Source organism: Kribbella pratensis, from assembly GCF_004365355.1.
In the GTDB taxonomy this organism is placed as follows: domain Bacteria; phylum Actinomycetota; class Actinomycetes; order Propionibacteriales; family Kribbellaceae; genus Kribbella.
The window spans coordinates 1693599-1719957 of the sequence record NZ_SODP01000001.1; the positions used below are offsets into that span (position 1 = coordinate 1693599).

Sequence of the window (26359 nt, forward strand, 5' to 3'; positions counted from 1 at the left end):
TCGCTCCAACTCTCTTGGAGGAATCATGTACGACCACCGCAAGATCGGCCGCGAGCTCGGCCTGTTCGACTCCGACCCGCTGATCGGCGCCGGCCTGCCGTACTGGCTGCCCGCCGGTGCTGCTGTCCGGCGCGCCCTGGAGAGCTACATCTCCGAGGTCGAGCGAAGAGCCGGCTACCAGCAGGTCTATTCGCCCGTACTCGCGAAGCGTGAGCTGTACGAGATCTCGGGCCACTGGGCGAAGTACCACGACGACATGTACCCGCCGATGGATATGGGCGCTGAGCAACTGATCCTGCGGCCGAGCATCTGCCCGCACCACGCGCTCATGTACCGCTCTCGCTCGCACAGCTACCGTGAACTCCCGCTCCGGTACTCCGAACTCGGCGGCCAGTACCGCGCCGAGCTGTCCGGCGCCATCGGCGGTCTCAGCCGGGTCCGCGCGATGCAACTCAACGACGCACACATCTTCTGCCGCCTCGACCAGGTCGCTTCGGAGGCCGCTGCGGCTTTGGCCTTGATCAACCAGGCGTACGCCGACATGGGCATCAGCGCGTCGCGCTACGTCCTCGCTCTGCCGGCCGAGGACGCGCGGTTCGGTGATCCGTCCAGCAAGTACGTCGGCGACGCCGCGAGTTGGGCCCAAGCCGCTTCGTTGCTCCGGGACGTTCTGGAGGCGGCCGGCATCGACTACGAGGAGGTGCCCGGCGACGCGGCGTTCTACGGGCCGAAGATCGACATCCAGCTGGAGGATTCGGCCGGCCGCGAGTTCAGCCTGTCGACCATCCAGATCGACTTCCACCAGCCGGCGGCGTTCGGCCTCGAGTACATCGGTGCCGATGGCAACAAGCATCGTCCGGTGATGGTGCACCGGGCCATCGTCGGCAGCATCGAGCGGGCGATGGCGCAGCTGATCGAAGTACACGGCGGGGCGTTCCCGGCGTGGCTCGCGCCGGTGCAGCTCGTCGTACTCCCGATCTCGGACGACGAGGAGAAGCGGGCCGTCGAGGTGGCCCGTCGGGCGGTGGATCGCGGTCTGCGGGTGGAGATCGCGCACGCGGACGAGGGCAGCCTCGGCGCGCGGATCCGCGAGAACCGGTTGGCGCCGTACCAGGCTGTCATCGGTGCGCGCGAGGACGCGGCCGGTCTGCTCGCGATCCGCGAGCGCGACGGCGGCCGGTGGGATCCGGAGGCGATCGGTGAGGTGCTCGATCGGATCGCGGAGCTCAGTTCTCCTGCAGCTGTCCGATCAGGTGAGTGACCTCATGCGACTCGTCGTACACCGCAAAATCGATCGTCTTGCCGGTCTGCTGGTAGCCGAACTGGACCCGGGAGGGCAGTAACAATGGCTTGCGGAAGTCGACGCGGACCGTGAAGGCGTCGGGCAGGTGCCCGGCGCGCTGGATGGACGCGAGCGCGGCAGCCTTGACCCACATCCCGTGCGCGATCTGGCGGGGGAACCCGAACGCCTGAGCGGTCAGCTTGAACAGGTGGATCGGGTTCCGGTCGCCGGACGCGCCGGCGTACCGACGGCCGAGGTTGCCGTGCAGGTCCCACCACGCGTCCGCCGGGAGGACCGGGTCGGTCAGCAGGTCCGCGTGCGCGCCCGGAGTGCCGGCCGTGCGGCTGAGCAGCGTGGTCAGATCGCTCCACACCAACTCGTGGTCGACGAAGACCTCGCTGATGATGTCGAAGACGGTGCCCTTCGGGTGCGGGCGTTCCGGCGTGCTGTGCACGCGGATGGCCGGCTCGGCGTGGATCGGGATCGGCTGCTTCTGCGTGATCGTGTTGGACAGATGCACGATCCCCATCGGCTTGTACGGGAACGAGGGGTCGGACATCAGGTCCAGGTGCAGCGGGAACGCGAGCACATGCGGGTACGTCGGCGGCACCGCCGGCCCGGCCTGGAACCCGGTGACATCGCGGTACGCCGTGAGGTGGTCCTGGTCGATCGCTGACCGGGGCAGCTCGAGCGTCAGCCCGTCCTCGTCGGGCTCGTAGTCGGCCCTGCGCAGCGTGGCCCGCACGGTGCGGGCGTAGAGCGCGCCGAACTTGGGGGAGTCGTCGTACCGACGGGTCGGCATGTCATGCGCCCAAGATGCTCTGGCCGCAGACCCGGACGACGTTGCCGGTCACGCCGGCCGACGCCGGATCCGCGAACCACGCGATCGTCTCGGCCACATCGATCGGCAGCCCGCCCTGTTGCAGCGAGTTGATCCGGCGGCCGACCTCGCGGATCGTGAACGGGATCTTCGCGGTCATCTCGGTCTCGATGAACCCGGGCGCGACCGCGTTGATCCGGATGTTCCGCTCGGCCAGCTTCGGCGCGAGCGCCTGGACCAGACCGATCACGCCGGCCTTCGAGGTCGCGTAGTTCGTCTGGCCGTTGTTGCCGGCGATCCCCGCCATCGACGAGACCCCGATGATCGAGCCGCCGTCCTTGAGCGCGCCGGAGTCGATCAGGTACTCCGTGATGCGCTCCGGGGCGCGGAGGTTCACGTCGAGGACGGCGTCCCAGGCGTCGGTCCGCATGTTCGCCAGCCGCTTGTCCCGCGTGATGCCGGCGTTGTGGACGACGATGTCGAGCCCGCCGTGCTGCTCCTGCGCGTGGGCGGCGATCCGCTGCGGGGCGTCGACCGCGGTGACATCGAGGAGAAGCTCGGAGCCTCCGAGCCGGGTCATGACCTTGCGCAGCGGGTCCGCGTTCTGCGGTACGTCGACGCCGATGATCGTCGCGCCGTCGCGGGCGAGCGTGTCCGCGATCGACGCACCGATACCGCGGGCCGCTCCGGTCACCAGAGCTATCCGGCCGGCAAGTGGCTTGGTCGGGTCGTTGCTGACGAGCGGACCGGTCCCGATGCGGGCGACCTGGCCGTCGACGTACGCGGACTTGGGGGAGAGGAAGAAGCGGAGCGTCGAGTCGAGCTGCTCGTGGGCGTCCGGGGCGACGTACACGAGGTTGACCGTGGCGCCGCGCTTCACCTCCTTGCCGAGGGAGCGGGTGAAGCCCTCGAGCGCGCGCTGCGCGACGTGCTGCTCGGTGGAGGTCGCGAGCTCCGGCGTACGGCCGACGACGATCACGCGGCCGGCCGCGGCGAGCTGGCGGATGACGGGGGAGAAGAAGCGCTGCAGGCTGGTCAGCTCCGCGGTCGTCGCGGCGCCGGTCGCATCGAAGACGAGTGCCTTCGGGCGGATGCCGATCGATGCGACGCCTTCGGTCGCCGTACTGAACGAGGCGCCGATGTCGCGCAGCAGGGCCTGGATCGCCTTGCCGGCGTCGGTCTCCCCGATCGCGCCGAAGACGACCGGCCCGTCGATCACCGGAGATCCCTCGACCCAGCGCTGTAACGGCGTCGGGTCGGGCAGGCCGAGGTTCTTCACCAGGGTCTGACCGAGCGGTGTCCGGGTGAAGGTCTGGTAGCGGTCCGTCATCTCAGCTCCTACTTCTCGAGGATGGCGACGACACCCTGGCCGCCCGCGGCGCAGATCGAGATCAGGCCCCGGCCGCCGCCGTTCTCGTCCAGTTGCTTGGCCAGCGCGGCGACGATCCGCCCGCCGGTCGCCGCGAACGGGTGGCCCGCCGCCAGCGAGCTGCCGTTCACGTTGAGCTTGTCGCGATCGATCTCGCCGAGCGGCGCGTCCAGGCCGAGCCGCTCCTTGCAGAAGATCGGATCCTCCCACGCCTTCAGCGTCGACAGCACCTGGGACGCGAACGCTTCGTGGATCTCGTAGTAGTCGAAGTCCTGCAGCGTCAGCCCGGCCCGCTGCAGCATGCGGGGGACGGCGTACGCCGGTGCCATTAGCAGGCCCTCGGCACCCTTCACGTAGTCGACCGCCGCGGTCTGCGAGTGGGTCAGGTACGCGAGGGGCCGCAGCCCGTGCTCGCGCGCCCACTCGTCGGTGCTCAGCAGAACGGTCGACGCGCCGTCGGTGAGCGGGGTCGAGTTGCCGGCCGTCATGGTTGCGGTCTCGCCTTTGCCGAAGACCGGCTTGAGTTTGGCCAGCTTCTCGAGGGTCGTGTCGGGCCGCAGGTTCTGGTCCTTCTCGAGGCCGAGGTACGGCGTGATCAGGTCGTTCTGGAAGCCGCGGTCGTAGGACTTCGCGAGGTTGATGTGGGAGTTGTACGCGAGCTCGTCCTGCGCCTCGCGGGTGATGCCCCACTCGAGCGCGGTCAGCGCGGCGTGATCGCCCATCGACTTGCCGGTCCGCGGCTCGGCGTTGCGCGGGATCTCCGGCACGACGTCCTTGGGGCGGACGCGGGCGAGAACCTTCAGGCGGTCCGGGTACGTCTTGGCGCGATTGAGGTCGAGGAGGATGTTGCGCAGGTGATCGTTGACTGCCAGCGGCGCGTCACTCGCGCTGTCGACGCCGCCTGCGATGCCGACGTCGATCTGACCGAGCGCGATCTTGTTGCCGACCAGGATCGCTGCTTCCAGGCCGGTGCCGCAGGCCTGCTGGATGTCGTACGCCGGGGTGGTGGCGGCGAGCTTGGAACCGAGGACCACCTCGCGGACCATGTTCCAGTCGCGGGCGTGCTTGAGGACCGCGCCGGCGACCACCTCGCCCACCTCCTGACCGCCGAGGCCGGCCCGGTCGACCAGACCGTTCAGCGCGGCGGTGAGCATGTCGGAGTTCGAGGCGTGCCGGTAGGTCTTGTCCTGCCGGGCGAACGGAATCCGGTTTCCGGCGACGACGGCCACCTTGCGGGTCTCGGTCACGATGTCTCTCCTCTGGACTTTCGTGCGGTGGCGGAAGTTCGCTGGATTTTGAGTGCTTTGCGTCCGACAGCTGTTGCGAGTGTTGCCGTGATGGCAGTCTCTCGCACCGTACCGACATCCGCGTGATGCACCACCGGGTGTCCGGGCTGTCCGCTCGACACGATCAGCCCGACCCTTGCCATATGCAACGATCCGAGTGTCTGTGTGTACAGGTGATTGGCCAGGTAGGCAGTGTCGACCTCGTCGAAGACGCCGGTCCGCTGGCCGGCCTTCAGGATCGCCGCGATCCGCTCGAGCGGCGCGGCCATCGCCGTACCGAGCTTCATCATCACCGGCTCGGTGATCTCGCCGAACAACTCCTCGCCGGTGCGTCGGAGCAGGCTCATCGCGCAGTCCGTGAACGCCGGGTAGGCCAGGCAGAAGTCGACGAAGGTCTCGCTGAGAGCCTTGAGCCGATTGAGCGGCGCTTTGCGCGGGTTGTCGGCGCTCGTCAGTTGGTCGTTGAGCTCGCTCAGGTAGTCGACCAGGGTGAGCGCGAACAGCTCTTCCTTGCCGGCGAAGTGCCGGTAGATCAGCGCCTTGTTGATCCCGACCCGCTTGGCGATATCGTCGATCTGGGCGTCGATCGTGCCGCGCTCGTCGAACAGGTCGCGGGTGGCCCGGATGATGTCCCGCTCCCGGTCGCGACGACGCTCCGCCGTGGTCCGGCGGCGTCCGATCGCGAGTAGCGCGGAGCTCATGGATCGATCTTAGCCACAGCGGTACCCCTTGGTGCAAACGACGGTTACACTCGTCGGTAACATCGTACTGCCGCCTGTTGGAGGATGTTGATGACCATGACCGATCCGAAGTCCGCGGTCTCCGCCGACGTGATGGCGTTGGCCGGCGAACTCGGCGCCGAGCGGTCCCGACCCGGCTGGAGCGCGTTCTCACTCGGGCTGAACGACGAGCAGCGCGAGATCCGCGACTGGGCCCACGCGTTCGCCGCGGACGTGATCCGCCCTGCGGCCGCCGAGTGGGACGAGCGCGAGGAAACGCCTTGGCCGGTCATCCAGGAAGCCGCCAAGATCGGTCTGTACGGCCTCGACGCCAACATCAACCTCTTCGTCGACCCTTCGGGTCTGCTGATGCCGCTCGTTCATGAAGAACTCTTCTGGGGTGACGCCGGAATCGGCATGTCCCTGAAGGGCACCGGCCTCGCGTCGTCCGCCATCTTCTCCAACGGCACCCCGGAGCAGTGGAGCCAGTGGATGCCCCGCTGCTACGGCACGGCGGACGACGTACGCGTTGCTGCTTTCTGTTCTTCCGAGCCGGGCGCCGGATCCGATGTCTCTGCGATCCGCACGCGGGCTGTCTACGACGCTGTCACTGACGAGTGGGTCATCAACGGGCAGAAGGCCTGGGCCACGAACGGCGGCATCGCTGACATCCACGTCGTCGTAGCCACGGTCGATCCTTCGCTGGGCACCAAGGGCCAGGCGGCCTTCGTCGTACCGCGGACCGAGGTTCGTGGCCTCGAAATGGGCACGAAACTCAAGAAACACGGCCTCCGCGCCTCCCACACCGCCGACGTCTTCTTCGACAACGTCCGCATCCCCGCCGCGAACGTCCTAGGCGGCAAGGAAAAACTCGACGAGCGTCTGGCGCGGGCGCACGAGTCCCGCAAGTCCGCCGCTGCCGGCTCGTCAGGCCGCAACGCTTCCATGGCCACCTTCGAAATGACCCGCCACATCGTCGGTGCCCAAGCCATCGGCATCGCCCGCGCGGCGTACGAAGTGGCGCTGGACTACGCCAAAACCCGAGAACAGTTCGGCCGCCCCATCATCGACAACCAGGGCATCGCCTTCAAACTCGCCGACATGGCCATGGAGATCGACGCCGCAAGGTTGTTGGTCTGGCGAGCCGCCAACATGTCCGCCGCCCTCATGCGAGGCGAAACCCCCGACTACCGCCACGGCGAAGGCTCCATGGCCAAACTCAAGGCCGGCGAAGTAGCCGTCAAGGTCACCGAAGAAGCCATCCAAATCCTCGGCGGCAACGGCTACACCCGCGAATACCCGGTCGAACGCATGCACCGAGACGCCAAGATCTACACCATCTTCGAGGGCACCTCAGAGATTCAGAGGTTGGTGATCGCGCGGGCGATCAGCGGCATGCGCATCCGATAGGTGTTTGTGCAGGTCAGATGGTGATTTGAGTTTGGTCGGGGTCCAGGCCGTCGTCCGGCTCCCAGGAGGTTGTGGGGGAGCGTACGGCGCCCTGTTCCGTGCCTGCTCCGTGAGACGTCAGAGAGAAGAGTCTGGCCAGCCTGGAGTCCACCGCCTTCCGAGCCCGCTCATGCGATGGCGGCAGCATGTGGGTGTACAGCCGGAGCGTGAACCCCGGGTCGCAATGACCCAGGTACTCCGCCAACTCCTTGATGTTGACACCACCAGCCAAGGTGATGCTCGCGTAGTAGTGCCGCAACGCATGCATCCCGTTCTCCCGACTCGACACGTACTGCCGCCGCCCGCGCCGGTCCGTCCTCGGTTCCGCGATCACACCCGCATAGAAGAGCGCCGGCTTCCACACCAGCTCGTTGTACGTACGAGCCCGGATGTGTTTGTCATCCGTCCACCGGAACAGAAGCTTGACCGTCCGCGGCTCACCGTCGACCTTCTCCCAGGGCAAGGTGTACGGGCGTGGTCCGTAAGCCTCGATGTGCTCCCTCAGAATCAAGGCCGTCCCATCCGACATCGGCACCGTCCGCTCAGTGTCGTTCTTCGGCAACGCAAACACGAACTCCCGCCCAAGCTTCTTCACCTGCCGCCGCACGCGAACAACCATCTCGTCGAAGTCGATGTCCGCATCCGCCAGCCCGAACAGCTCACCCTGCCGCAGCCCACACGCCGCTGCAGTTGACGCGATCGGACGGTACGCCGGCGCATGTCCTTCAACGATCTTGAGTACGACGTCATCGCCCCAAACCTGCGTCCGCCCGAGCTTCACCGCAGGCACCTTCACCACGCGAGCCTTAGCCGGGTTCCGCTTGAGCACATCGTCGTCTACCGCGGTCTGCAGTACTCCGTTAAGGACCAGGAACGCCGTCCGAGTGGTCGACGGCCCGAACCGCTCACCCATCCTCGCGATCCATGCGGCAATCTCCGACGGCTTGATACTCCGTACCCGCCGCAGCCCAAACACCGGGTCCACGTGCAACCGAAGCATGGTCTCGTACCGAATCGCCGATGCCGGATCCACCACCCGCGAAGCCAGCCACCGCTCCGCAACCTCCCCAAACCGAACCTTCCCAGCCTCCGGATCGATGTACTCCCCACGCTCCCGATCCGTCTCCATCGCATTGGCATGCCGCTCGGCCGTCCCCTTCGTACCGAACGCCTTAGTCCGCTCCCGCCCCTCCGGATCCACCCACCCCGCCAACCACCTCTTGCCGTGCCCCCATCGCTCGTTCCGCAGGCGTACCGTCGTCCCATCCGCCTGCTTCACGCCCCGAGTCCACAGATCCTTCACGTACGCCATTGCCGCGCCTCCGTCGCCGATGTGCGGCAGCTCAACGCCTGAGACCCGGACAGAATCGACGGCCAAGGCGGCTACGACGACACTCGGGACGGACTCAAGCGCGTGTCGACGTTCTACCGATCCGGGACCTCAGGGGTCCGCCGTGGCCTACCTGCGCTGGCACCTCTCGCTGAAGCGGTCGTTTGAAGGGTAGATTCGGTTACGGATTGCAACTATCGTGCACGGTGCACAGGAGGCGCATGGGGTGTGGGCCTTGGGGACGGGCGCGTCGATCCGACGCGCGTGCTTATGGGGTGGAAATGGGTAGAAGGCGTGGTTTTTTCGCGGAGTTGCAGCACCAGGCTGCGGTTGCGCAGCGCGAGCGTGAGCGGGCGCAAGCTGCGGCTGTGAGGGAGCAGTTGCGAGCGCAGCGGGAGGCAGACCGTGCCCTCGACGCTGCCGGGAGAGCACGGGTTGCGGCGGCCAAGGCTGACGAGAGGGCTGCTGCGGAGGCTGAGCGGGAGGCGAAACGACTTCACATCGCCGCGCAGGAGTCCAAGGTGGCGGCGATGAACGCGCACCTGGAGATGCAGTTGGCGGAGATCGACAGCATCCTCGAGGCGACGCTGAAGGTCGACGACTACGTAGACCTGGAGAAGTTGCGGAAGTCCGCCTCGCATCCGCCGTTCGAGTCGAAGTATCAGGCTCCGGTTCCTCCGCCGGCTCCGATTCAGGTGCCGGCGGAGCCGGTGTACATGCAGCCGGAGGCGCCCAAGGGTCTTTCCGCGCTGACCGGCAAGAAGAAGCATGCTGCAACGGTTGCTGCGGCGTGGGCAGCATTCGAGGAGCAGCACCGGCAATGGCAGGCGTACTCGGCCTCGATCCCGATGCGGCAGTTGGAGCAGTTGACGGCGCACACCGCCGCCGAGGAACAGCGACTTCAGAGCCTTGCCTCGGCTCGGGCACGCTATGACAAGGAGTGCCAGACCCGTCAGGCCGAGGTTGATGCCGCGAATGCTGAACTCGACGTCCTGATCCACAACTTCCAGGCGGGGAAGCAGGACGCGGTGACTGAGTACGTCGGGATTGTGTTCGGCAACTCGGTGTATCCCGACAGCGTTCCCTGGGCGGTTGACCACGAGTACGACCAGGAGTCGCGCGAGCTGCGCATCAGTCTGACCTTTCCGCAACCGGGGGACCTCCCCACGGTCCGCCAGTACAGATATGTGAAGGCCAAGGACGAGGTCACCGAGTCCCCTCAGACGCTGAAGGAACAACGCGACCGCTATTCGTCGGTGGTCGAGAACATGGTGCTCAGGACACTGCACGAAGTCTGGGAATCGGATCGGGACGGGAAGATCGACAGCATCTCCCTTGCTGGTGGTGTCGAGCATATCGATCCTGCCACTGGGCAAGAGACGTTCACGCCCCTGATCGCAGTCGCTGTCGATCGTGCGACGTTCGACGCGATCGATCTGGCCCGGGTCATGCCTGCGGAGACATTGAAGTACCTCAAGGCGGTCGTCTCGAAGAATCCGCATGCCCTCGCCCGCATCGACACGTCGGCCGGAGTACGTGGGCACTGAGCGGAGGATGAGACATGCAGGGCTTCAGGTTCAACACCCCGCCGGGCTGGCCGACCCCTCCAGAAGGTTGGGTGCCGCCGGACGGTTGGCTACCGGACCCGTCCTGGCCACCAGCGCCTGTCAATTGGGCGTTTTGGGTTCCTGACGACGGCGAGCAGGACGGATCGCCGAGACCGAGACACCGTGCTGCTGAACCAGCGGTCGAGCCTGCCGAGGACCTCGCGCCGGATGCTGGGTCGGCTCCCAAGCAGGGCATCGTGTCGGAGCCGACCGTGCCACTGTCCGATGATGAGGCGCTGGCCGGCGAGCGCGACCGGCTGGCTGCACTGCGAGCTGAGATCGCTGCCGAGACGAAGAAGCTTGCCGATCTCCGTGCTTCGGTTGAGAGTCTGCGGGCTCAGAGTTCGCTGGACGGTCGCGACGACATGGAGCAGTCGGCAGCGGACCTCCGCGCGCAACTCGTGGAACTCAACGATGCGCTGTTGCTGCAGCAGGTTGGGATCTACGAATATCACCACCCGTTGGAGAACGCCGACGCCTACAGAGATCGGCTCGCTGACGTACGAGAGCGGATCAAGGCGCGCGTACGTTCTAAGGAAGCTGTGCTGGCCTCGGACATGTTCTCGTACAACAACTCCCTGGCAAAGGGACGGAAGATGACATCCGACTTCGCCAAGTTGATGCTCCGGGCGTACAACGCTGAGGCGGACAACTGCGTACGATCCCTGCGAGCCGGCGCCGTGGCGACGGCGAAGAAGCGGCTTGAAGCCTCGGTCGAGACAATTGCCCGGCTCGGCAGCATGATGGACATGCGGATCTCCCCGGGCTACCACGCTCTCAGACTTGAGGAGATCGAGCTCACCTCGGACTACCTGGTGAAGGTGCAGGAGGAGCGCGAGCAAGCGCGCGAGGAACGGGAACGACTCCGCGAAGAGCGCAAAGCCGAGCAGGAACTTGCGGCCGAGCGCGAGCGCCTCGACAAAGAGCGAACCCATTATCGGAACGCATTGCAGGCATTGAGGGATCAGGGCAAGCTCGAGGAGGCGGTCGAACTCGAAGCACGGCTGGGGGAGCTTGACAAGGCCATCGAGCTGAACGACTTCCGGGCCGCCAATATCCGGGCCGGATATGTGTACGTCATCAGCAACATCGGTGCCTTCGGCAAGGACGTCGTGAAGATCGGGCTCACGCGCAGACTCGAGCCGCTCGACCGGATTCGCGAGCTGGGGGATGCCTCAGTTCCTTTTCCGTTCGACGTTCATGCGCTCTACTTCTCTGACGATGCAGTGACATTGGAGAACGAACTGCATTCGGCGTTCGCGGAGCGGCGGCTGAACCAAGTCAATCTCCGACGAGAGTTCTTCTTCGCGACGCCGACGGAGGTGCGGGAGATCCTTGCCGCCAAGGTCGGCAGCTTGCTGGAATTCTCGGAGGCTCCGGAAGCTACACAGTACTTCCAGAGCCACGCCAACTGGCCGGCTCGGTCATAAATCGGGCACCGGATGCGAGAGCATTCGGTGTGAGCGACGCGTCGAGATCAAGCAGATGGCTCGACAGATGGCTGGACGGTGGGCGCCTGGGTGCGGCGCCAAGTCGGGGGAAAGGCCTGTGGCTAGATCGAAGGCATCGACCAACGCGCCGAGCTTGTACGAGTCGAGGCCGGGCAGCAACCCGCGGGCCAGCTTAAGCGTGTCCAGAACTTGCGTGGGTCGATAGCCCTGAAGTTCGCGGCCGACGACGCCAAGATCAATGCCCGCGTTGTGTGCGACGAACACGCTGTCGTCCAGTGCAGCGCGCAGTTCGGCGTCGATGTCTGCGACTGTTGGAGCGTGGGCGACTTGATCGTCGGTGATCCCGTGGAATCGCCGCGACGTCGAGTTGTGGGCTACCCGCTGATCGGGGGGCTATGGTTCCGACATGGGAGAGCTGATTTCAGGCACCGTTGCTCAGGTCGCGGGTGGAGTTGTGCTATCGGCCGGAAGTAGAGGACTCCGGTGGCTCCGGCTTGCCGGCCGATTCGAAGCGAGTTGGCTAGACCTGGCCGACGACCTTGTGGGGCAATCGCTTACAGCGCCAGAAATCGCTGACATCGAGCAGTTTTTGCGATCAACATCAGTTCGGCCCATCCTGAGTCTTCTGGCGGTTTCGCTATTAGGCCCATCGTTATCGAGTGACGACAAGACGCTTGATGTGATCAGGGTATCGTTTATCAAGGCGGCCCAGAAATGGAACGTGGATTCGCCCGAAAAATGGCTCGAATCGGCGGACTTGGTTTGGACGCGGATCGTCGAATTGCTTGACACTGCCTTCGCCGCTTTGAAAGCGGAGAAGACGAATGACGAGGCTTCGCAATTCTCAAGATTTGTGAAAACCCCGTTGATGGTCCGCAAGAGAGGGGATGAGTTAACAGACTACCTCGCAAGAATCGTTGACCTGGCCAGCGACATTGACCGACTAGGAGCGCTTGAGGAGCTCTATTCGTCACTGCTCGAGCGCACTGGCAATCGCCAGCCACCGCCGATCCTCACGCACACAGATGTCGATACGGCAGCTGACTTCGCGCATCTATACATCCCACGAGTGATCTACCGCAGCGACGGCGCTGAGGAGAGCAGCGAAACCTTGATGGGGAACGGTTTGCCGTACAGAATCGTTCTGACTGGCGCGCCTGGAGCTGGAAAGACCACATTCGTATCTCATCTCGTATATGCCCTTTCGGGTTCTGAGGACGTCCCGCGTATTACACTGGCCGTGCGATGCAGAGATTATCTTCGTGAGGGGTGGCACGGCTCGCTCGTCGACTACATGGCCCGGCTGTTGGAGCGCACGCTGGATGTGATAGAGGACGCTGACAAACTGCGCGATCTCCTGCTGATGGGACGAGTCGAACTCATAATTGACGGACTCGATGAAATCGCGGACATTCCAGCACGAGTAGAAATGGTTCAGCGAATCGAAGCGCTGTGCCGGGTCTATCCGTCCATGTCGGTTCTCGTTACCTCCCGTGAACTGGGATATCAGCGCGCGAGTCTGGACGAGCGTCTATTCCAGCACTACAGACTCAAGGAGTTCACCGATCCGCAGGTCGCAGAGTATGCCGCTCGCTGGTTTTCACTGGTTGATCGGCAAGAGCTGACGGATCCGTTCATCGTCGAATCTCAGACCGTAACGGATCTTCGCTGCAATCCGTTGCTCCTATCGCTCCTGTGCATCCTGTACAGAGCTAGGGGATCAATTCCTCGTAAGCGCCGGGATATCTACGCGAAGTGCGCCGAGCTGCTCTTCCTCAGATGGGACGCTCATCGCGGAATATCTCAGCCGGAAGACATGCCTGCTTATGGTGAACGGTTGATGCAAGAGATTGCTCGGTGGGTATATAAGTCGAAGGCGGCGCAAGCTGGCCTTGAGGAGAAAGTCATCACCAAGGCAATCGGCGGGTATCTGGCAAGTATCGCGGGAATCGATGAGTTCGATGCCAAGAGCCGAGCTGCAGAGTTCTTGGAATTCTGCGCGGGGCGGGCATGGCTGCTGGCCAAGATCGGCACGAGCGAACATGGAGAACGGATCTTCGGATTCTCGCACCGAACTTTCTTGGAGTACTTCACAGCAGAGTCGCTCTGCCGTGCGGCGCCGGACGCCAAATCGGTGGCAGACCACATCATCACGGCGTTTCGCGCCGATCCGACATCCGTCTTGCCAGAACTCCTGGTCCAGGCCTACGACGACAAAGAAGACGGTGGTGGTTGGCGAGTATTTGAGGACATCTGCCAGCGAGGAGGCAATAGTGGATTGCCTATCCGCTTGATGGATGGCACGCTGCTTCCGCAGCGCAGTAGAAAACTGGCGTTCGATATGCTATGTGATGACTGGGATTCACCACGCCGCAGAATGCGCTTGGAGACGTTCGTTGCTCTATTGAATCTCAACCGGGATGCGCGGTCGCATTTTATATCCGATTATTTGCACGATAATCGCACCGCTCAGATGATGTTTATGAGTGGCTGGGCAAGCCTGGAACTCATCGACGAGGCGGGGTTTTTCAAAGATGAGTGGACTTCGGAAGTGCGGAACTTGCGTAAATTGGCGTCATCGTCAGTCGACGATTTTGCTAGCGATTCTGTTTGCAAATCTTGGTTAGCGTTGTCTGAGTACGCCAAAGAAGTCACGGAAGCAGACGCTGCCGGCCTGTTGGTCGCACGGGGGCGGTTCGGTGCCTGCTTGGGTGCCTCTTGGTGGATAGTGGAGCGTCATCTATTCGGTGAACCTGTGAGTGAGGCTCAGTACAATCTTCTCAAGAGATGGATCCGAAGCGCCATATCGGGCCAGTCCATAGACAACGAGACCGCCATGTACTTTGCGGCGTTTCTGCGTGAAAGGCTCGACAAAATTAGGATCCGTGACCGGAGTTGGGCTTGCGAGTCAGAAGCAGTTAAGGAAGCATTGCTCACGATGTATCTTTTGCAGGGGGAGTACCGTCAGCCCTCGTCGTACCTCGAGCGGCTCGTCAGCGAATGCTACGGATTCGATATCACCCTGCTTCTTTCGCGACGCCGTGCCTCGGCGAGAAAGCGTGACTGGAGAGAGATTGAGAGGCGGGTTCCGGGGTGGGTTAACTCTTGGTGCCGCGAGGATATTACGTTGATTTACGAGTTAAGGGGGCGGTCTTGGGATCCAATTGCTGGGCAGTGGGTGACGACCGAGTCGGAGAAGCGGCGTTTGACGAGCGAAGACACCTACGAGGGGCTGGAGGACGGGTGGGACGAGCCAGAGCTGACAGAGCGTGACTTGGATCTACTTGCCGAGCGCGCTGCTCAGGATCACCTCGAACGTGAAATCTGGGAGAGTGGACCCGCTGCCCCGCACGAGGCTGACGAGGAGTATTAAGACCCACGCGACTGGGAACGCAGAACGGTGTGGGTGGCCGGCTGGCCGACGAGAGGCGTTCCTGCGCCGCGCTCGGAATGGCCGCCCTGAGGAGCAGGGGTGGACGTGCAGACACTCGGATTGGCCTAGGTCGCCACGAGTTCGCACCACGCGTAGTCCCACGCGAACCGGTCCGTGTGGGACTGGCTCATGACGCTCTGCGTCTGACCAGCGCGTTTGTGCTGTGCCCCCAGCACACACTGTGCCCCATCACACTGTGCCCCAGCAGGATTCGAACCTGCGAGGCACGGTCTAGGAGACCGGCGGTCACGCTGCGGCTACGTGTTCCGCCGTCCTCCATGGGATTGGCTTGGCCGAGTGACGCTCTGAACCACGATCTGCGCCGGACTGGGTGAGTCGGGCCACCTGACGCTGCTGACTGGCCTGTCAGCATGCTCGCCGGAGTTGAGGGTTTGCTCCTGTGTGCAAGCCTCGACTAGGGCTCAAAACGTTGCTGTGGGCAGGTTCCTGCTCCGTCACTGCTCCGTGAGACGCTGACAAGCGCTGGTCACCGATGATCATTGATGAATGGCGAAACCGCAGGTCAGGAGGCAGATGTGCCCCTCCCGGTCGAGGTTGCCGCCAGGCTGGAAGAGATCTACACCATCTTCGAAGGCACGTCCGAAATCCAGCGCCTCGTCATCGCTCGAGCTATCTCGGGCATGCGCATCAGGTAGGGGATCCCCGCGCTACGCAGGCGCTTCGTCGCTTCCGTGCCTGCTGCGCGTGCTCCCGCCCGCCCACGGATCATCGCCGATGTGTCCTTGCCGGCTGGTGTCGGCGGTCTGGGGGCTGCCGGCCGCGGTGCGCTTGCGTGCGAGCGCACCGCGGCCGCGACCCGGCGGCGAGAGGCTTGTCCGTGGCCGGCGGGCCGGGGACGCCCGCTCCTGCCGGATGGCTACTGCCTCGGACTGACATCACCCGCCGCGACGGCGAACTGATTGCCGCACGCGGACCAGTTGAGCAAAAGCCTGTTCGTTGGCTCAGGGATGACGCCGGTTTGGAAGAGAGCCGCTTTCACGCCAGCGCGTCGTATGCCTGGCTCAGCTGGTGCCGTTGTGCACCGGATAGTCGATGACGACCGCACCGCCGGTGGCGTAGTTGGCGACATCGGCAGCCGCTTGCTGGCCCTGCGGGGACGACCTAGCCGCGGTCATTGCCGCAGCGTCGGCGAACTCGGCCTCGAAGACGGCGAAGTACGGCGTCGGTTCCTGCGTCGCTGCGACCTCGAAGCTGTAGCGCCACGCGAGGAGGCCGGGCATGCGTGTGACCAGCGGGAGGTGCTTGCTCACGTAGTAGTCGCGGAAGTGGTCGGGATCGGCGGGCTCGGGATACAGGACCATCAGCTTGTGCATAACAACCCTCCGTTCAGCGGCGAGCGACCAGAACGCCCCCGGGACATCTCGGGCCGGCCGGTCGCACAACCTGGTGGTGATCGCCTCGCGAAGCACCCCACGGTGCTTCGGAAATAGAATCGATGTGGTGGACGATAGTGTGTCGGATATCGAAGCCGCAAGATGGGACGGTACGACGGATGGCGACACCCAGGCCGGGACGGGCGGTCCGAGGGTCGAGCACCGGCCGGCCGCTGATGGCCGCCCTCGACCTGTTTGGCCGTAGGTGGAACCTGCGGATCGTCTGGGAACTGCGAAACGGGCCGGTCGGGTTCCGTGCGTTGCAGGAGCGCTGCGACAACATGTCCTCCAGCGTGCTGCGGCAACGGCTGACCGAGCTACTCGACGCCGCCCTGGTCGAGCAGCATCCGGACACCACCTACGCCCTCACCGAGCTGGGCCATGGCGCCCACCGCGCGCTGCGCCCGCTCGTCCGCTGGTCCGCAGACTGGGCCGCGACCCTGTCCGATTCCGAGGATGCCCGCTAACGCTTCTGACATCGAAGCGTCGGCGCTCTTTGGGGTGTGCGGTGAGACAGACGTCATGGCACGGACAACTCCATTGGAACCACCAGACGCGGCGCCCCAACTCGCCGCGATGACGCCGCACGGGCAGCGCCAATCGGCCCGCGGGGCTGGGTCAATCTCGGAGTACTTCGTCAGGATCAGGGCGACCTCGACGGCGCCGAGCGGGCCTACCAACTCGCGATCGACTCCGGGCATCCGTTAGCTGCTCCCTGTGCGCGAGAGGTGATGATGCAGCTCCGCGGAGGTGACGATGCGGCCGGCGCGGCTGATGCGCTGTGCGGCAGCACGCTCTAGCCTCGACAGGGACATGCCTCCGAGCCACCGGCCCGTACGCCGCCTGGACCTGCGCGCCGACTGCGCGCAGTGCGCCGGGCTGTGCTGCGTGGCGCTCGCGCTGACCGCCTCCGCCGACTTCGCCATCGATAAGCCGGCCGGTGAACCGTGCCCGAATCTGAAGCACGACTTCCGCTGTGGCATCCACGCGCGGCTGCGAGACGGTGGCTTCCCTGGCTGCACCGTGTACGACTGCTTCGGCGCCGGCCAGAAGGTCACCCAGGTGACGTACGGCGGCCGTGACTGGCGGCAGGCGGCGGACTCGGGCGCGCAGATGTTCGAGGCGTTCGCGGTGATGCGGCTGCTGCACGAGCTGCTCTGGTACCTCACCGAGGCCGTGGAGCTGGCACCTTCCCTCGCCGATGCGCTCAGGCGCGCGCTGGACGACACGGAACAGCTGGCCCTCGGCAGCCCGGAGTCGCTCACGGCTCTCGACGTACTCGCTCATCGCTCACGGATCAACGACCTGCTGCTCAGGACCAGCGAGCTCGTCCGCGCGGGCGTCTCGCCCACACCGATCAACCGGCGCGGCGCGGATCTCATGGGAGCGGACCTGCGCGGCGCCGACCTCCGGGGTACGGACTTCCGCAGCGCCTACCTGATCGGCGCCGACCTGCGCGGGGCCGATCTCACGTACGCCGACCTCATCGGCACCGATCTGCGTGACGCCGACGTTCGCGGCACCCACCTCGCGCAGAGCATCTTCCTGACCCAGATGCAGATCAACGCAACCTACGGCGACGCCGCCACCACCCTCCCGAACCGGCTGGCCCGCCCGACCCACTGGTCCTAGCGTCTGCTGTCTGCCTTGTCGTGAGAGATTGGACGGATGGCGACGTGGCAGGATGTCGAGCGAATTGCCGGGGGACTGGCCGGCGCGAGGCCCGGGCGTGCGCATGAGGGTTCGCCGACGTTCGACGTCGGACGCCATCCGTTCGCGAGGCTGCGGTGGGATGACGCGGGCCGGGAAGTTCTGCAGTTCTGGACCCTCGACCTCGACTCCGGCGATGCGCTCGCTGATCGCTCCGACGTCTTCTTCGCGGTGCACACGTTCAAGGTCAAGGCATCGATCTGCGCGTGGCTCGACCGCCTCGACGACGACGAGCTGACCGAGATCCTGACCGATTCCTGGCTTGCCAGGCGCGGCGTCCGGATCTGATCAGGAGTTAATGCCAGGCATCTCCGGGCGTCCGGACGTAGTGCCGCCAGGCGAATCGCCACGGGACGACGGCCACGATGACGACGACGAAGGAACAGTTGACGAGCACCGCGCGCGTGGCGGAGTCCAGGTCGTGCGAGATCAGGTGAGGAATCGCGATCGTAGCGATCCAGATGAGCTTCCAGATCACCTCGAAGAGCAGGATCGGCAGCATCCGGACGGGGTATCTGAGTCCGAGAAAGGCCAGGAGCGACATAGCCGTCAGTAGACAGACGACGACTCCTTCCCAGAGTGGGAGGGATCGGGCGTTGTTGACGAGAAGCGGCCACTTGACGATTGCCAGACCGATTCCCATGAACGCATAACCGATCCGCATGACGTTCAGGCTGCGGGCAGACAGTTCGGCTGCCGGCGTCGAGGGCCGGGAGATGACTTCTTGCGGTGGGTTCATGCCCTCAGGCTGTGGCCGCGCCGGGTGAATAGCTATGAAGGTTGCTGTTTGTGGGAAATGGGCGTCAGATGAGTGGCGTGGAGGACACCTCGGCGACGGAGATCGCAGCAGTGCTCGAACGGGTCGGCGCCCGGTTGCAGCTGCTCCGCACGCACCGCCGGTTGACTCTTGCCGATGTCGCGAAGGTCACGGGTATCTCGAAGAGCACGATGTCGCGGCTCGAGACCGGGCAGCGGAGGCCGACGCTGGGTCTGCTCCTCGCGTTGTCGCACGCCTACCAGGTGGGGCTGGACGATCTCGTCGCCGCGCCGGAGGAAGGCGATCCGCGCATCCGGCTCAAGCCCGGTCGCGTCAAGGGCAGGACCGTGATCCCGCTGACGGGACAGCCTGACGGCGCGCAGGCCTGGAAGATCGTCGTTCCGGCCGGCAAGGTCGACCCGCAGCCGCGCGCACACGACGGCCATGAATGGATCTACGTTCTGTCCGGCCACCTGCATCTGGTTGTCGGCGACCAGGACTGGGTGCTGGGCCCCGGTGAGGTGGCCGAGTTCAGCACCCAGGTTCCGCACTGGTTCGGTAGCACGGGCGAGGAACCGTCGGAGATCCTCAGCATCTTCAGTCGCCCCGGCGAACGGATGACCGTCCGGACGTGAGCCACAGGGCGGCCGGCCGTTACTTCACCTTCGCCCGGAATAGTCAGCACGATGTCGGTCCACGCCGGCTCGAAGATGCTGTCCGGTCCTCGACGCGAATCTTCAGCCCGTATCCGGCGCCGGATACGGTGGTGCGCGCCGTTATTCCACGCCCTGACGTGCATCTCTGCCATCTCCGTGCGCTTCCTTGATGTTGGCGAAGCACTTCGTCGCGGTTGTCTACGCTGCGATCTGTACCGGCTAATTTGCTCTCACGCGTCTGGTGTCGTGGGCCCACATCGCGATCTCCACGCGGTTGCGTACGCCGAGCTTTGTCATCAACGATGCGACGTGCGACTTGACCGTGCTCAGGCCGACGAAGAGCTCGGTGGCGATCTCGGCGTTGGTCCGGCCCCGTGCCACTAGCGCGAGCACCTCCTCCTCGCGCTCGGTGAGCGGGGTGATGGGCTGGACCGGTACCTCCGGCGCCTGGCCGGCAAAGGTTGCCAGCAGCCGGCGGGTGACGTTGGGGGCGATCAGCGCGTCCCCGTTGGCCGCCGCGTGGATGGCCTGCACGAGGAGCTCCGGACCGGCGTCTTTGAGCAGGAAGCCGCGGGCGCCGGCGCGTAGGGCGCCGAGGACGTACTCATCGAGGTCGAAGGTGGTGATCACGACGACCGCCATCGGGTCCGTCACGTCTGGCCCGGCCAGGCGCCGCGTCACCTCGACGCCATCGAGCCCAGGCATCCGGATGTCGACGAGGAGGACATCGGGACGCAGCCGGGTCGCCAGGTCGAGCGCTGCGAGCCCATCTGCCGCCTCTCCGACGACCTCGAGGTCGGGCTGCGCGCCGAGAATCATCGCCAACCCGGTCCGGACCAAGTCCTGGTCGTCGGCTACGACAACACGGATGCTCATGGCAACGCCTCCACCGGCAGTACGGCCTCGACCACCCAGCCGCCCCCGGGCCCCGGGCCTGCGGAGAGCGATCCGCCGAGGAGCTGGGCGCGTTCGGCCATGCCCAGCAGGCCGAATCCTGGCCCCGGGGCCGCCCCCGGCTCGGTCCGTCCGTCGTCGCTGACCCGCAGTCTGACGGCGTCGCCCTCCCGGCGTACGTCGATCCCGACGCGGGTCGCGCTCCGGGCATGCCATACGGCGTTGGTCAGCGACTCCTGCGCGAGTCGATAGAGCGCGGCGTCAACGGGTCGTGCCAGCCGGGTCAGCGAACCGTCGAGCGAGACCTCGACGGTGGGCGTCGCGTTCGCGCGCGCCAGAGCAGGGAGGTCCGCGACACCCAGCTGCGGTGAGTAGGCGGCGGCTTCCTCCTCACGCAGCACCCGCACCATGGATCTCATCTCCGCCAGGGTTCGCGACGCTTCACGCTCGATCGCGGCCAGGACCTCGGCAGCCTTCTCAGGCTGGATGCCGGCGACCACGCGACCGGCCTGCGCCTGTACTGCGATGGCCGAGACGTGGTGGGCCACGGTGTCGTGTAGCTCGCGCGCCAGCGCCACCCGCTCCTGATTGCGAATCTCGCGCTGTTGGCGACGCCAGAGGTCCGCGCGGTAGCGGAACACCACCGCGAGGGCGACGAACAACAGCACGAGGACGGTCCCGCCGAAAACCTCGGCCCGGCCCGCGGAGGCGGCGTACATCCCCAGCGCGACGACGAGTGTCACGAACGCCGTCCCCAAGACGATCTCCCGGCCGGAGCCCCACCGCACCAGGGAGTAGAGCAGGATCAGGACGGCCGTCATGGAGTCGAGGCCGAGGTCCCCAGCGTGCGTAGCCAACTGGAGGACCGAGAGCAGCCCGGCGACGCCCCACCCGACCAGGGCCGCCGTCAGGGGGCGGTCCCGCCGCCAGAGCAGGGCAGGTATCAGCGCCAGGGCGAGCACCGTCACAACGGGTCGCCACGCCAAGCCAGGCCGAGCGATGCCCTCGATCAAGGCGGCGGCCGCGAACACGCCCACCAGCAGCCAGTCGAGCCGGCCGACGGGTGGGGCGTCATCAGGCCGCGGCTCATGCCAGATGGAGCGCCGGATGGTTACCACGCGTCCAGCCTAGGGATCGGTACGCCTCGGTGTACCAGCCGAAAGAACTAGAGACAGACCATGCCATCGGCCAGGCGAACCCGAGCCTCCGGGCCGAGGCGCCCGTCGCCGGGTCAGACGATCGTGGACCTACCGATGCACACCACAACAACGGAGGCCATGATGAGAACACGTGCCACCCTGGAAGACCAGCCGGTCCCGGTGCGAGCCAAGCTCGCCGCGACGTGGACAAGCTTCATGTTTCTCTACGCCTACGTGGACATTCTCAACTTCTTCACGCCAGGCGTCGTCGAAGACATCCTCGACGGCAAGGTCTTCGAGTTCGACCTCTCCCAGACCTTCTCGACCTCGGCGCTGACCCTCGTGGCCATCCCGATCCTCATGGTCGTCCTGTCGATGACGCTGCCCGCCAGGGCGAACCGCATCACGAACCTCATCGTGGCGTCGCTCTTCGTCCCCGTCACGGCATTCAACGCGGTGGGCGAGTCCTGGCTGTACTTCTACGGTCTTGGCGTCGTACTGGAATTGATCCTTCTCGCCCTCATCCTGCGGTCCGCCTGGACCTGGCCCCGCACCGCACCGCCGGCGACCATGGCGACCAGCCCGGGCCGTGAAACCGCCCGCGCCCGACAGCAAGCGTGAACCAACAGCAGTCCCGTCCTGGTCGGGGCCATCTGCCTCGGTGCCGCGGTGTGACCCCTGGAGGCACTACCACCGGGACTTCGCTTGTCTGCAATACCTCCTCGTGCCGCAACGCCGCCCATCCACTGAGTTCGCTCTCTCGGTTGTGTCGGCTTCTACTGTGAACCGTTGTCGCTGCTCCCGCGACCGGCTGATTGGAGGAGTACGGATGCGATTCGTCTCGCTCGTACACGTCGAGGTGAACTGTTCGGTCCCTGACGACGCGGACTTCGCCGCGGTGACACGCGGGTGGTTGGAGTCTGGGGTGGCGTTTTTCCCCGCGTTGTTCGACAAGGTCCTTTCCGGAGCGGCCAGCGCGGGGTTCGTGGACCAGCCCCGGGGCGCGCGGATGTCACACCGGAAGTTCTCGAAGCGCGGATGGGAGCAGCGCCTGGCCGGACTGGAGACTCGGCCGCTGGGCCTGACCCTGTCGATGTGGGACGACTCTGAGGAAGATCTCGGAAGCGCGGAGATCACCGCGATCGACGAGCACTTCGACCAGCCCGGGCAGGTGCGGCTGACGCTCAACGCGTGGGCGCCGGAGTTGTCGGCTGCGGGCGCCGGCGAACGGTGGATGTCGTTCCTGGCCGAGTGCGTCGGGTCCCGGTCGGTCTACTACGGGCAGGTCGTCCTCGACGGCAACATCAACCACACGACCTCGCTCGACATGGCCCTCAAACGCAATCCCATCGACTCGATCGGGGAGAGCGCGAAGTTTCTGCGCGGCTACGGCTGGATCACCTTGTGCCCGGCGGTACTGGCGGACCGGCTCGGTGGTGTGGCTGGTCTCGAGGCATCCGGAGCGTTCGCCGCGGTTCGGTCGCTGACCAGTGGCGATGTGTTGCTGCTGGCGACCGCGACCCCGCAGGAATTCGATCAAGCCGCGCTGCGCCGAGTGTGGAGCGCGGTGGCTCCGGTCCTCCCGCCCGGCCAACCGAAGCTGACCACCGGCTCCGAGCACAACGAGGTAATCCTCGACGACGCGGCAGACGCGAGCTGACGCAGTAGACGGATCGGCGCGCTGGTGCGTCCCGGGAGCGCTGGATCAGGCTCCCGACCCAGCTCGACCAGCTCCGTCGGAGGGCCGGGTGCCAGCTGGGTTCAATCGCAAACCTCCCTGTGCAGCAAAACGATCGGGTCTTCCACAGTTCGGTTCGCGTCATGCGTAAGGGCTTGCCGGTGCCTCCGGGCCGGCGTCAAGGTCGCGGTCACAGCATCCGCGTTGGCACTCATCGATGCGCAGTTCGGATTGGCGCCATGGTCGGCTCTCGAGCGTCACGGCAGATATCCGGCTCCGGCGACGTGCGCGAGCGGAACGACGTCCGTCAGGCGGTGGACCGGCTTAAGACGGTCCATTGAAGAGCCGGAGAAGCGGACGGGTCGCGCCGACGCAGCGACAAGATCTTCCTCGATCAGCGCAGGCAAGCTCCGGTGGTCAGGCCTACCCCGGCTGGCCGGCTCTGATCTGCGCGGGTGCCCGAGTACGGCGAGGTGGTGCAGCGTTGGAACGACGAGCGGCTGCACGTCGGACTCCAGGAGCGATTCGAGAAGGTCGAAGGCGGCGCGGGACGGCGCGGGTCCTCGACGTACACCTTGATGAGCTGGAGCCTGTGCTCGGTCGCGAACGCCTTGAGCCGTCGACCGGGTCGCGAGGAGTTCCCCGATGTTGCGCACAAAGGAGCACTCCGGCCACGGTGAGGTCATCTGGCAAGACGGGCCGACTGCTCGGATAGACGGTTCGCGCTGGGACAGACGTCGGCCGCGATGAGGACAGGCCCGGCTGTCCGAGATCCTGGACGATCGGCAGTCCGGTTCGGCCCACACCGACGAGCGCAAATGGCAACAAGGGCAGCATTATCGACCTCGGGTCGCCCCTCACCAGGTGAGGTCCCTTGCCCAGGCAAACACTAGCGGTCGCCCCCAGGATGTTCCCGGCGTGCCTCGGGTGCTCAGAACTTCGTCGGGTGGCAGTGCGGGATCGCCGCAGGAGACCTCGTCGGCTCGTGCGGGTTCGGAATCTGCGCCTGTTACGTCGAGCGGCCGGTGAGTTTGTCGCGGAGGCGGTCGACCAGTCCTACGCCGGGGCCGACGAGTTTGTGGAAGAGTTCGGCGTTCGGTGCGCCGGGGTGTGGTCTGGTGGGAGCGAGCTTTTTCGCGTGCTCGACCTTGTCCTTCAGTTCGACCAGGGTGGCGGCGGGGAGGTTGGCCCGCAGCTGCGGGAAGTGCTCGGTCTCCTCGTCCTGCACATGGTCGACGAGTACCTGTTGTAGTTGCCGGAGCGTGTCCTCGAACTCAGTGGTTCCGGCGTCAGCGCCCTCGAGTTGCTTCATAAGCGTCTCGAGTTTCTTGTGCTCGTTGATGTCGTGCTCGACAGCCTGGTCGCCGTTGGGGAGGTGGTCGCGCATCGCGGGGTAGACGTACATCTCCTCAGCGACCGAGTGCCTGACGAGTTCCGCGATGAGCTGGTCGGTCAGTTCTCGCCGTTCGTCGGCGTCGCTGGATGCGCTGATCTGGTTCGCAAGCTCCCGCGCCTCTTTGTGGTCCTCGGTCAGGACATCGATCACATCCTGGTCGGTGCTGCCGCCGGTGGAGACCATCAGCTTCTCCTTTGTCCTCAGGGATGATTCCGCGCCGGTACCCACCCCGGAACCTCGAAAGCTCCTGAGGCCGCGCCATTCAGTGGCAAGCGCGCAGCGGTTGTGGCGGTCAGCTCTTCGAGGCTGCCTTGCCGCCCTTGCGGCCGGCCTTCTTCTTCTGGGCGGTCGTGCCGCCCTGGCTGCTGTTGCCGCCCTTGCCGCTCTGCTTGCCGCCGTGTTCGCTCGACTTCGGGGAGTTGGCGATCTTCGCCGCACGCTGCTTCGACATCCCTTTGTCCTTGAGGGCTTCGTACTGCTTCTCGTTCTTCACGTTCGCTGACGTTCCGGGCATCAGTACCTCCACGAGACGTGGTCTGTTATGTCGCCGGTACCCAATCGTGAAGACTCTCACCGTACTTCGGCGAGCGGGGCCGGCCGCCGAGGGTGCCCGAGTGTCGCGTGCGGCGCGGCGCCGTCCCGGGGCCGATCCTCGTGGGCGCTGGTGACCGGGATCAGCGTTATCGGCGTGACAGCGAATAGCGAGTGATGAGATCAGAGCTTGGTTCGTACACCCGGTTCGGTCGTGACTCTGCTGACCTGGTCGAGCAGCCCGCCCTGCATCGCGACCTTGCCCTCGCCGTGCCGGCCCAGCGGAAGAACTGTCCGCCCGAGCGCATCCTCCAGGCCGGCGCCGAAGGCTGTGTACAACGCCAGGAGCACGAGTGCGACCCCCAACGCCCCGCTGAGACGTTCCCATCCGGTGCTGCCGGACAGTTCGTAGCCGCCGGCAACTATGAAGCGGATGGCAGCCAGACCGAACACCGATGCAACGACGAGCTTGTTGGTCGAGGCGGTGATGCCGACCAGCACCATCGCCGTACCGCTGAACAGGAGGAACATTCCGAGTGCGTCACTGGTGGTGCCGGGCGGTGAACTGTGCAGCACCAAACCGATCACCAACCAGGTCAGCGAAAGGACGCCCATCGCGGTACCCACCGTGCCATCGCGACCGATGAACGCGAACACCGAAGCCAGCAGTTGGGCGATGAACGCGAACCCCATCAACACGACAGCCACGCTCTTGCCCTGGGCGGCCGGGATCCAGCCCAGCTGCAGCCCTGCCAACGTCCAGCTGGCGGCGCCGAGTCCGTATAGGCCGATCGAGGTTGGAGACCCGATCGGCCGCAAGGCGATAACCACACCCTCACGGACGGTGTCCGGAGTGGTGGCATCAGCTGGCTCCAGCGGAGCGGGACTGGATTTCTGTGGATCGCTCATCGCCTCTCCTGCATCGAACGGCAATGGTCAGGTGCCCCCGCGAGAGGTCAGAGAAACCGAGGGGAGTGAGAGCCGCGCAGACGACGCCACGAGAGATCAACCCGCGGGCGCGAGGAGCCGCGAACTACGTTTGCAGGGAATCTTCTGGGAGCTGTGCGCCCTCATGCATGATGTGAACTGGTTGCCGCCCGTGTGGATCAGGCGTCGGTCGTGGCAGTTGGGATCGGGAATCAGCTGTTGTTGCTAAGGGCAACAAGGCGACGTCGGACGGCATTGCCGGTCATTGTGGCTTGCCGTTCTCGTTCCACTGCTGGAACAGGTCGACCCGCTCGCTCGGCCAGGCGCTGTCGCACGGCATCGTGCCTTCCCGGAGACGGGCGAGGATCCGGTCGGCGTGCAGGCTGACGTCGTCGTACGACCAGAGGTCGAAGCGGTTCAGCATCGAGCGGCGGTCGCGTTCCCGGAACAAGGGTTTGATGGCGGCCTCGAAGCCCGTTGGATCATTGGTGTCGTCGGCCATGGCTCCTCCTCGCGTCCGGGGTGGACCAC

The 26359-nt window shown here is 65.3% G+C and carries 26 protein-coding genes and 1 pseudogene; 13 read left to right on the forward strand and 14 right to left on the reverse strand.

The genetic code is table 11. The features are described from left to right. Nucleotides 1-25 precede the first annotated feature (25 nt). A complete protein-coding gene (gene thrS / locus EV653_RS07955) occupies nt 26-1261 on the forward strand; it encodes a threonine--tRNA ligase (RefSeq protein ID WP_134099481.1) in 1236 nt (411 codons plus the stop codon). On the opposite strand, the gene EV653_RS07960 is transcribed toward thrS, so the two are convergent. Genes EV653_RS07960 through EV653_RS07975 form a run of 4 tightly spaced genes read right to left on the reverse strand, consistent with a single transcriptional unit; the run spans nt 1227 to nt 5458 of the window. Next, complete coding sequence (locus tag EV653_RS07960; protein WP_134099484.1) at nt 1227-2084, reverse strand: MaoC/PaaZ C-terminal domain-containing protein; 858 nt, start codon at nt 2082-2084, stop codon at nt 1227-1229. The genes thrS and EV653_RS07960 overlap by 35 nt on opposite strands. A 1-nt stretch (nt 2085) precedes the next feature. Then, complete coding sequence (locus EV653_RS07965) at nt 2086-3432, reverse strand: 3-oxoacyl-ACP reductase (RefSeq protein WP_134099487.1); 1347 nt, start codon at nt 3430-3432, stop codon at nt 2086-2088. A gap of 8 nt (nt 3433-3440) precedes the next feature. Further along, a complete protein-coding gene (locus EV653_RS07970) occupies nt 3441-4718 on the reverse strand; it encodes an acetyl-CoA C-acetyltransferase (RefSeq protein WP_134099490.1) in 1278 nt (425 codons plus the stop codon). Then, nucleotides 4715-5458, reverse strand: a complete 744-nt coding sequence (locus tag EV653_RS07975; protein WP_134099493.1) for a TetR/AcrR family transcriptional regulator — start codon at nt 5456-5458, stop codon at nt 4715-4717. The genes EV653_RS07970 and EV653_RS07975 overlap by 4 nt, the downstream gene beginning before the upstream one ends. Nucleotides 5459-5548: 90 nt before the next feature. Between EV653_RS07975 and EV653_RS07980 the strand changes: the two genes are divergently transcribed. Next, on the forward strand, nt 5549-6886 hold the full coding sequence (locus tag EV653_RS07980) for an acyl-CoA dehydrogenase family protein (protein ID WP_238159623.1): 1338 nt from the start codon (nt 5549-5551) through the stop codon (nt 6884-6886). Nucleotides 6887-6899: 13 nt separating this feature from the next. Here the strand turns inward: EV653_RS07980 and EV653_RS07985 are convergent, their stop codons facing one another. Beyond that, nucleotides 6900-8237 carry a tyrosine-type recombinase/integrase gene (locus EV653_RS07985; protein WP_134099496.1) on the reverse strand — a complete coding sequence of 446 codons (1338 nt, stop codon included), beginning with the start codon at nt 8235-8237 and terminating at the stop codon, nt 6900-6902. Nucleotides 8238-8536: 299 nt separating this feature from the next. Between EV653_RS07985 and EV653_RS07990 the strand changes: the two genes are divergently transcribed. Beyond that, nucleotides 8537-9802: a hypothetical protein gene (locus EV653_RS07990; RefSeq protein WP_134099499.1), complete on the forward strand. Its 1266-nt coding sequence runs from the start codon at nt 8537-8539 to the stop codon at nt 9800-9802. 14 nt (nt 9803-9816) lie between these two features. After that, on the forward strand, nt 9817-11292 hold the full coding sequence (locus EV653_RS07995) for a DUF4041 domain-containing protein (protein ID WP_134099502.1): 1476 nt from the start codon (nt 9817-9819) through the stop codon (nt 11290-11292). Here the strand turns inward: EV653_RS07995 and EV653_RS42685 are convergent. Continuing rightward, a pseudogene (locus EV653_RS42685) lies at nt 11287-11676 on the reverse strand (3'-5' exonuclease); the annotation flags it as partial. The gene EV653_RS07995 and the pseudogene EV653_RS42685 overlap by 6 nt on opposite strands. A gap of 43 nt (nt 11677-11719) precedes the next feature. On the opposite strand from EV653_RS42685, the gene EV653_RS08005 reads away from it, so the two are divergent. Continuing rightward, complete coding sequence (locus EV653_RS08005; protein WP_134099505.1) at nt 11720-14686, forward strand: NACHT domain-containing protein; 2967 nt, start codon at nt 11720-11722, stop codon at nt 14684-14686. A gap of 563 nt (nt 14687-15249) precedes the next feature. Next, the gene (locus tag EV653_RS41600) at nt 15250-15402 is read left to right on the forward strand and encodes an acyl-CoA dehydrogenase family protein (RefSeq protein ID WP_202871504.1); all 153 of its coding nucleotides are present in this window, start codon (nt 15250-15252) and stop codon (nt 15400-15402) included. A gap of 366 nt (nt 15403-15768) precedes the next feature. Here EV653_RS41600 and EV653_RS08015 read toward each other — a convergent pair whose 3' ends face one another. Continuing rightward, nucleotides 15769-16080 carry an EthD family reductase gene (locus EV653_RS08015; RefSeq protein WP_134099508.1) on the reverse strand — a complete coding sequence of 104 codons (312 nt, stop codon included), beginning with the start codon at nt 16078-16080 and terminating at the stop codon, nt 15769-15771. Nucleotides 16081-16259: 179 nt separating this feature from the next. Here EV653_RS08015 and EV653_RS08020 point away from each other — a divergent pair, with 179 nt between their 5' ends. From EV653_RS08020 to EV653_RS08030, 3 genes are all read left to right on the forward strand, one after another. Then, entirely contained in the window at nt 16260-16607 is a 348-nt protein-coding gene (locus EV653_RS08020; protein ID WP_134099511.1) for a winged helix-turn-helix transcriptional regulator, read from the forward strand. A 346-nt stretch (nt 16608-16953) separates the two neighbouring features. Beyond that, entirely contained in the window at nt 16954-17772 is an 819-nt protein-coding gene (locus EV653_RS08025) for a pentapeptide repeat-containing protein (protein ID WP_134099514.1), read from the forward strand. A gap of 36 nt (nt 17773-17808) precedes the next feature. Then, nucleotides 17809-18138, forward strand: a complete 330-nt coding sequence (locus tag EV653_RS08030; protein ID WP_134099517.1) for an MmcQ/YjbR family DNA-binding protein — start codon at nt 17809-17811, stop codon at nt 18136-18138. A gap of 7 nt (nt 18139-18145) precedes the next feature. On the opposite strand, the gene EV653_RS08035 is transcribed toward EV653_RS08030, so the two are convergent. Beyond that, complete coding sequence (locus EV653_RS08035) at nt 18146-18589, reverse strand: hypothetical protein (RefSeq protein ID WP_134099520.1); 444 nt, start codon at nt 18587-18589, stop codon at nt 18146-18148. A 68-nt stretch (nt 18590-18657) separates the two neighbouring features. Here EV653_RS08035 and EV653_RS08040 point away from each other — a divergent pair, with 68 nt between their 5' ends. Then, a complete protein-coding gene (locus EV653_RS08040; RefSeq protein ID WP_134099523.1) occupies nt 18658-19242 on the forward strand; it encodes a helix-turn-helix domain-containing protein in 585 nt (194 codons plus the stop codon). A gap of 240 nt (nt 19243-19482) precedes the next feature. On the opposite strand, the gene EV653_RS08045 is transcribed toward EV653_RS08040, so the two are convergent. Together EV653_RS08045 and EV653_RS08050 are read right to left on the reverse strand one after the other, a co-directional pair. Then, on the reverse strand, nt 19483-20139 hold the full coding sequence (locus tag EV653_RS08045; protein ID WP_134099526.1) for a response regulator: 657 nt from the start codon (nt 20137-20139) through the stop codon (nt 19483-19485). After that, nucleotides 20136-21275, reverse strand: a complete 1140-nt coding sequence (locus EV653_RS08050; RefSeq protein WP_134099529.1) for a sensor histidine kinase — start codon at nt 21273-21275, stop codon at nt 20136-20138. The genes EV653_RS08045 and EV653_RS08050 overlap by 4 nt, the downstream gene beginning before the upstream one ends. A 162-nt stretch (nt 21276-21437) precedes the next feature. Here EV653_RS08050 and EV653_RS08055 point away from each other — a divergent pair, with 162 nt between their 5' ends. The 3 genes from EV653_RS08055 to EV653_RS08065 all read left to right on the forward strand — a co-directional run bounded on the left by EV653_RS08055 (nt 21438) and on the right by EV653_RS08065 (nt 23654). Continuing rightward, nucleotides 21438-21917, forward strand: a complete 480-nt coding sequence (locus EV653_RS08055) for a DUF6326 family protein (RefSeq protein ID WP_134099532.1) — start codon at nt 21438-21440, stop codon at nt 21915-21917. A gap of 208 nt (nt 21918-22125) precedes the next feature. After that, nucleotides 22126-22956 (forward strand): hypothetical protein, encoded by an 831-nt coding sequence (locus tag EV653_RS08060; protein ID WP_134099536.1) that lies wholly within the window; start codon nt 22126-22128, stop codon nt 22954-22956. 473 nt (nt 22957-23429) lie between these two features. Then, nucleotides 23430-23654: a hypothetical protein gene (locus tag EV653_RS08065; RefSeq protein ID WP_134099539.1), complete on the forward strand. Its 225-nt coding sequence runs from the start codon at nt 23430-23432 to the stop codon at nt 23652-23654. Nucleotides 23655-23983: 329 nt separating this feature from the next. Here the strand turns inward: EV653_RS08065 and EV653_RS08070 are convergent, their stop codons facing one another. From EV653_RS08070 to EV653_RS08085, 4 genes are all read right to left on the reverse strand, one after another. Then, entirely contained in the window at nt 23984-24553 is a 570-nt protein-coding gene (locus tag EV653_RS08070; protein ID WP_134099542.1) for a hemerythrin domain-containing protein, read from the reverse strand. A gap of 109 nt (nt 24554-24662) precedes the next feature. Further along, nucleotides 24663-24884, reverse strand: a complete 222-nt coding sequence (locus tag EV653_RS08075; protein WP_134099545.1) for a DUF7218 family protein — start codon at nt 24882-24884, stop codon at nt 24663-24665. Between the two features lie 200 nt (nt 24885-25084). Next, entirely contained in the window at nt 25085-25810 is a 726-nt protein-coding gene (locus tag EV653_RS08080; RefSeq protein WP_134099549.1) for a hypothetical protein, read from the reverse strand. 280 nt (nt 25811-26090) lie between these two features. After that, nucleotides 26091-26330, reverse strand: a complete 240-nt coding sequence (locus EV653_RS08085) for a hypothetical protein (protein WP_134099552.1) — start codon at nt 26328-26330, stop codon at nt 26091-26093. Nucleotides 26331-26359 lie beyond the last annotated feature (29 nt).

What these genes read in the sequence shown, in the direction of transcription:
- EV653_RS08075 (WP_134099545.1), bottom strand. Translation starts at nt 24,884, where the DNA reads ATGCCCGGAACGTCAGCGAACGTGAAGAACGAGAAGCAGTACGAAGCC.
- EV653_RS07990 (WP_134099499.1), top strand. Translation starts at nt 8,537, where the DNA reads ATGGGTAGAAGGCGTGGTTTTTTCGCGGAGTTGCAGCACCAGGCTGCG.
- EV653_RS08005 (WP_134099505.1), top strand. Translation starts at nt 11,720, where the DNA reads ATGGGAGAGCTGATTTCAGGCACCGTTGCTCAGGTCGCGGGTGGAGTT.
- thrS (WP_134099481.1), top strand. Translation starts at nt 26, where the DNA reads ATGTACGACCACCGCAAGATCGGCCGCGAGCTCGGCCTGTTCGACTCC.
- EV653_RS08045 (WP_134099526.1), bottom strand. Translation starts at nt 20,139, where the DNA reads ATGAGCATCCGTGTTGTCGTAGCCGACGACCAGGACTTGGTCCGGACC.
- EV653_RS08040 (WP_134099523.1), top strand. Translation starts at nt 18,658, where the DNA reads ATGAGTGGCGTGGAGGACACCTCGGCGACGGAGATCGCAGCAGTGCTC.
- EV653_RS08020 (WP_134099511.1), top strand. Translation starts at nt 16,260, where the DNA reads ATGGCGACACCCAGGCCGGGACGGGCGGTCCGAGGGTCGAGCACCGGC.
- EV653_RS08085 (WP_134099552.1), bottom strand. Translation starts at nt 26,330, where the DNA reads ATGGCCGACGACACCAATGATCCAACGGGCTTCGAGGCCGCCATCAAA.
- EV653_RS08060 (WP_134099536.1), top strand. Translation starts at nt 22,126, where the DNA reads ATGCGATTCGTCTCGCTCGTACACGTCGAGGTGAACTGTTCGGTCCCT.
- EV653_RS08035 (WP_134099520.1), bottom strand. Translation starts at nt 18,589, where the DNA reads ATGAACCCACCGCAAGAAGTCATCTCCCGGCCCTCGACGCCGGCAGCC.
- EV653_RS41600 (WP_202871504.1), top strand. Translation starts at nt 15,250, where the DNA reads ATGAATGGCGAAACCGCAGGTCAGGAGGCAGATGTGCCCCTCCCGGTC.
- EV653_RS08070 (WP_134099542.1), bottom strand. Translation starts at nt 24,553, where the DNA reads ATGGTCTCCACCGGCGGCAGCACCGACCAGGATGTGATCGATGTCCTG.
- EV653_RS07980 (WP_238159623.1), top strand. Translation starts at nt 5,549, where the DNA reads ATGACCATGACCGATCCGAAGTCCGCGGTCTCCGCCGACGTGATGGCG.
- EV653_RS07975 (WP_134099493.1), bottom strand. Translation starts at nt 5,458, where the DNA reads ATGAGCTCCGCGCTACTCGCGATCGGACGCCGCCGGACCACGGCGGAG.
- EV653_RS07960 (WP_134099484.1), bottom strand. Translation starts at nt 2,084, where the DNA reads ATGCCGACCCGTCGGTACGACGACTCCCCCAAGTTCGGCGCGCTCTAC.
- EV653_RS08080 (WP_134099549.1), bottom strand. Translation starts at nt 25,810, where the DNA reads ATGAGCGATCCACAGAAATCCAGTCCCGCTCCGCTGGAGCCAGCTGAT.
- EV653_RS08030 (WP_134099517.1), top strand. Translation starts at nt 17,809, where the DNA reads ATGGCGACGTGGCAGGATGTCGAGCGAATTGCCGGGGGACTGGCCGGC.
- EV653_RS08025 (WP_134099514.1), top strand. Translation starts at nt 16,954, where the DNA reads ATGCCTCCGAGCCACCGGCCCGTACGCCGCCTGGACCTGCGCGCCGAC.
- EV653_RS08015 (WP_134099508.1), bottom strand. Translation starts at nt 16,080, where the DNA reads ATGCACAAGCTGATGGTCCTGTATCCCGAGCCCGCCGATCCCGACCAC.
- EV653_RS07995 (WP_134099502.1), top strand. Translation starts at nt 9,817, where the DNA reads ATGCAGGGCTTCAGGTTCAACACCCCGCCGGGCTGGCCGACCCCTCCA.
- EV653_RS08055 (WP_134099532.1), top strand. Translation starts at nt 21,438, where the DNA reads ATGAGAACACGTGCCACCCTGGAAGACCAGCCGGTCCCGGTGCGAGCC.
- EV653_RS07965 (WP_134099487.1), bottom strand. Translation starts at nt 3,432, where the DNA reads ATGACGGACCGCTACCAGACCTTCACCCGGACACCGCTCGGTCAGACC.
- EV653_RS07985 (WP_134099496.1), bottom strand. Translation starts at nt 8,237, where the DNA reads ATGGCGTACGTGAAGGATCTGTGGACTCGGGGCGTGAAGCAGGCGGAT.